Below are 2,383 nucleotides of genomic sequence, written 5' to 3' on the forward strand. Positions count from 1 at the left end.
TCTCACCCCTGTTATCTGGATTCTTATGAATATTTCCAATGCGCTGATAGTGTTAAGAGGGGGAAAGAAGGTTAGAGAAACTCCTTTTATAACCGAAGATGAAATCATCTCGGCTGTCGATGTAGGGCATGAAGAAGGGGTATTGCTTCCTGAAGAGAGACGTATGATGAAAATGTCCCTGGAGTTGAAGGGCACCTCTGTCAAAGAAATAATGACGCCAAGGGTTGAAATTGTCTGCATAGAGGAAGATGCAGTGATTAGAGATCTTTTGAACCTCGTACATGAAGAGGGTTATTCACGGATACCAGTATATCGTGAAAATATAGACCGCATTGTCGGTGTTTGTTATGCAAAAGATATCATCGGCTATATTGCAGAGAGAAAGGATCCCGAAAGAATTTTAGACACAATCCCTGTAAAGGAAATCATGCGTGTTCCCTTTTTCATACCGGAAACTAAAAAGATTCATGACCTCATGAAGGAGTTCAAGCAGAAAAAAATCCATCTCGCCATTGTAGTGGATGAATACGGTGGCACAGCAGGGTTGGTGTCTATGGAAGATATCCTCGAGGAATTTACGGGAGAAATATTGGATGAATACGATGTAGAATCCGAAGAGATAACAATAGAAAAGATCGATGAAAGTACGTATATAATAGATGGAATGACACCTATAAACGATATTGAAAGGGAACTTGACATAAAATTTCCCGAGACGGAGTTTGAAACTGTCGGTGGATACTTACTTGAAATTTTAGAACGGTTCCCTGACGTTGGGGAAATAATCCACATAGACGGTTTCAACTTTGAAATTATTGCCATCGGAAAGAACCGCATTGAGAAAATAAAGCTCACTGTGGAACGGAGGAAAAAGAATGTTGACCAAAAAAGAGAAAAAACTGCTGATTGAAAAAGCCCTTGAAGCGAGAAAAAATTCATACTCTCCTTATTCGAACTTTGCCGTTGGAGCAGCCTTGTTAACCGAAGATGGAGAGATTTTTCTGGGAGCAAATGTTGAGAATGCTTCTTTGGGTCTTACCATATGTGCTGAACGCAGCGCTATTTTTTCTGCGGTGAGCTACGGAAAAAGAAAATTCAAGGCAATAGCGATTGCTGGATCGCAGGAGTCCCCTACACCACCTTGTGGTGCCTGCCGTCAGGTAATGACCGAATTTGGAGAGTTCGCGGTTATTCTGGTTGGACAAAATGAAATATTGGAAACCAGTGTATCTGAATTACTGCCGTTACAATTCGATTTAAAAGGAGAATAACAAAAAATGGAAAACCAAGAATCGAAAGCTGAAAAATCAATACGGTGTGAAACGATTTTCAATGGCAGTATCATAAAGGTAGAAAAGCACAAAGTTGAGCTTTCTGATGGTTCTGAAAGTTATCGGGAGGTTGTACGCCATCAGGGGGCTGTTGCGGTGGTGCCGATTTTCGGTGATAAGATAATACTTGTGAAACAGTTCCGCTTTCCTGTTGGGCAATTTTTGCTGGAAATTCCTGCTGGAAAACTGGAGAAAGATGAAGAGCCAGAACTTTGTGCTATCAGGGAGCTTAGAGAAGAAACTGGTTACAATGCCCAGAAATTGACGAAATTAGGAGAGCTTTACACTTCGCCAGGATTTTCAGATGAAAAAATCCACGTCTTTCTTGCCGAAGTTGTACCCGATGGAGAACCAGAACCCGACCCCGGAGAGTTTGTAGAGAAAATTGAGCTTTCTTTCAAGGGCATTGTAGAAGACGTTCTTTCAGGTAAAATTTTAGATGGAAAGACCGTTGCTGGAATACTCATGGCTGAAAAATATCTGACAGGTGGTGAAAGAAATGGTTAGAGTAAGATTTGCTCCAAGCCCAACTGGACATTTACATGTGGGAGGAGCCAGGACGGCTCTTTTTAATTATCTTTATGCCCAACATGCCGCCGGGAAATTCATTCTAAGGATAGAAGATACAGACATGGAAAGATCAACGAAAGAATCCGAGGAAAAATTAATCGAATCTTTACTATGGATGGGCATTTCATGGGATGAAGGTCCGGACATTGGCGGTCCTTATGGCCCGTATAGACAAAGCGAACGAAAATTCACATACAGACAAATGGCTGAGCAATTGTTAGAAGAAGGAAAAGCATACGAAGTTTTTGCATACCCTGAAGAAATCAAAAAGCTACATGATGCTCTAATGGCTATGGGGAAAGCACCACATTATACTGAAGAGATGTTCAAAGAGTTCGATACTCCAGAAAGGCGTAGGGTTTTTAAAGAAAAAGGTCTGTAGTTAATATCTCCAGGTTGTTTTTCCATCTTAGAAAAATCAATAGATGTTCCTAAAATTCGAACAGGAGTACCGGTTTTCAAGCGGATAGATTTGTGACCAA

General features: G+C 41.0%; 4 protein-coding genes and 2 pseudogenes. 5 read left to right on the forward strand and 1 reads right to left on the reverse strand.

Annotated features, from left to right (window positions below; genetic code table 11):
* The 5 genes and pseudogenes from AC3LHT_RS04625 to AC3LHT_RS04645 form a co-directional block, all read left to right on the forward strand.
* Positions 1 to 316, forward strand: a pseudogene (locus AC3LHT_RS04625) (CNNM domain-containing protein); the annotation flags it as partial.
* Positions 317 to 427: 111 nt separating this feature from the next.
* The gene (locus AC3LHT_RS04630) at positions 428 to 910 is read left to right on the forward strand and encodes a transporter associated domain-containing protein (RefSeq protein WP_488662118.1); all 483 of its coding nucleotides are present in this window, start codon (positions 428 to 430) and stop codon (positions 908 to 910) included.
* A complete protein-coding gene (locus tag AC3LHT_RS04635) occupies positions 876 to 1,271 on the forward strand; it encodes a cytidine deaminase (RefSeq protein ID WP_290644906.1) in 396 nt (131 codons plus the stop codon). The genes AC3LHT_RS04630 and AC3LHT_RS04635 overlap by 35 nt, the downstream gene beginning before the upstream one ends.
* Positions 1,272 to 1,277: 6 nt before the next feature.
* Complete coding sequence (locus AC3LHT_RS04640; RefSeq protein ID WP_290644907.1) at positions 1,278 to 1,838, forward strand: NUDIX hydrolase; 561 nt, start codon at positions 1,278 to 1,280, stop codon at positions 1,836 to 1,838.
* Positions 1,831 to 2,259 (forward strand): annotated as a pseudogene (locus AC3LHT_RS04645) (glutamate--tRNA ligase family protein); the annotation flags it as partial. The gene AC3LHT_RS04640 and the pseudogene AC3LHT_RS04645, both read left to right, overlap by 8 nt.
* Here AC3LHT_RS04645 and AC3LHT_RS04650 read toward each other — a convergent pair.
* On the reverse strand, positions 2,211 to 2,363 hold the full coding sequence (locus AC3LHT_RS04650) for an FAD-dependent oxidoreductase (RefSeq protein WP_488662119.1): 153 nt from the start codon (positions 2,361 to 2,363) through the stop codon (positions 2,211 to 2,213). The pseudogene AC3LHT_RS04645 and the gene AC3LHT_RS04650 overlap by 49 nt on opposite strands.
* Positions 2,364 to 2,383: the final 20 nt, after the last annotated feature.

The sequence above is a fragment of the Kosmotoga sp. genome, assembly GCF_982836095.1.